The 1420-nt window shown below is 65.4% G+C and carries 4 protein-coding genes; all 4 read right to left on the reverse strand.

The features are described from left to right. Nucleotides 1-249: response regulator (locus AC097L_RS24270; protein WP_479589284.1), on the reverse strand; the 249-nt coding region annotated here is incomplete at its 3' end. Between the two features lie 17 nt (nt 250-266). Continuing rightward, nucleotides 267-665: a response regulator gene (locus tag AC097L_RS24275; RefSeq protein WP_479589285.1), complete on the reverse strand. Its 399-nt coding sequence runs from the start codon at nt 663-665 to the stop codon at nt 267-269. 3 nt (nt 666-668) lie between these two features. Then, a complete protein-coding gene (locus AC097L_RS24280; RefSeq protein ID WP_479589286.1) occupies nt 669-1223 on the reverse strand; it encodes a sensor histidine kinase in 555 nt (184 codons plus the stop codon). A 21-nt stretch (nt 1224-1244) separates the two neighbouring features. Further along, complete coding sequence (locus AC097L_RS24285; RefSeq protein WP_479589287.1) at nt 1245-1358, reverse strand: histidine kinase dimerization/phospho-acceptor domain-containing protein; 114 nt, start codon at nt 1356-1358, stop codon at nt 1245-1247. Between the last annotated feature and the right edge of the window lie 62 nt (nt 1359-1420).

Raw genomic sequence — 1420 nt, forward strand, 5'->3', positions numbered from 1 at the left:
CGCGCTGTAGAAAATCACCTCGGTGGCCGCGCACAGGGGGTCGGCGCGCAGCTGGCGGACAAATTCGTAGCCGTCCATGGTGGGCATCAGGATGTCCGAAATCACCAGGTCCGGGCGCGAAGCCCGCACCACCGCCAGTGCCTGGGCACCGTCGGCGGCTTCCAGTGGCTGGTGGCCGCCATGGCGGATCAAGGCCACCAGCAATTCGCGGTTTTCAGCCAGATCATCGACCACCAGAATTTTTGCCATGAACTGTTCCTGGGGCGCTATGCGTCTGGCGGGCTGGGGGCGCGGAGCCCGGGCGGCAAGAAGGCCGCGATCTGGTCTACAAACACCTCGGGGGTGATGGGTTTGGTCAGGTAGTTGTCGAAGCCTGCAGCCAGCGCAATATCGCGGTCGCCCGGCATGGAAAACGCGGTGACCGCAATCAGCGGCACCACCTGCCACAGCGGGTTGCTGCGCAAGCGCTGCGCCACTTCATAGCCATTGAGCACCGGCATCTGCAGATCGCACAGCACCAGGTCCGGACGCGCGCTCAGGGCCAGGTCCAGGCCGGCACCACCGTCGGCGGCCTCCAGCACGGTGTAGCCGTGCCGGTCCAGCAGGTAACGCACCAGCTCGCGGCTGAAGTCATCGTCTTCGATCACCAGGATACGGGCGGGCATGGGCTACTCCAGGGGGAGCTCCAGGATGAAGATGCTGCCCTGCCCATGCACGCTGCGCACCGTGATGTCGCCGCCCAGTTCCTGGGCCAGTGTGCGGCTCAGGTGCAGGCCCAGGCCGGTGCCTTCGAATCTGCGCCGGTCTGCCGCCTCGACCCGGGAAAACGCCTCGAACAAACGGCCCTGCTCGGCCTCGGGAATGCCGGGACCGGTGTCTTCCACACCGATGCGCACCACGGGGCCATTCGCGCTGGCACCAGCCTCCAGTTGCAGGCACACCCGCCCACGCTCGGTGAACTTGATGGCGTTGCCCAGCAGGTTGATGACGATCTGGCTCAGTGCCCGGCGGTCGGTTTGCAGCACCAAGGTCTGCGGGGCCAGCCGCAGCGTAAAGTCCAGCCCCTTGTTTTCGGCCTCGGGCCGCAGCGTGGCCGCCAGCTCATCCAGCAGGGCCTGGCAGTCCACCGCCTCGCGGGACGGGTCAAACTTGTGGGCCCCCAGCTTGGCCAGGTCGAGCAAATCGTTGATCAACGACAACAGGTGGCGGGCGCTGGTCTGCACGATGCGCAACTGCTTGTCCTGCTATGCGTTGAGCGGGCCGGGCAACTGCATGCGCAGGGTGCCGGTGAAGCCGATGATGGAATTCAAAGGCGTACGCAGCTCGTGCGACATGCTGGCCAGAAACCGGTCTTTCACCAGCGCCTCACGCTCCCGTACGCGGTTTTTGTCCTGCAAGGTCTGCTCGAAGCGTTTGCGTT

Source organism: Rhodoferax sp. RT5P35 (genome assembly GCF_056521385.1).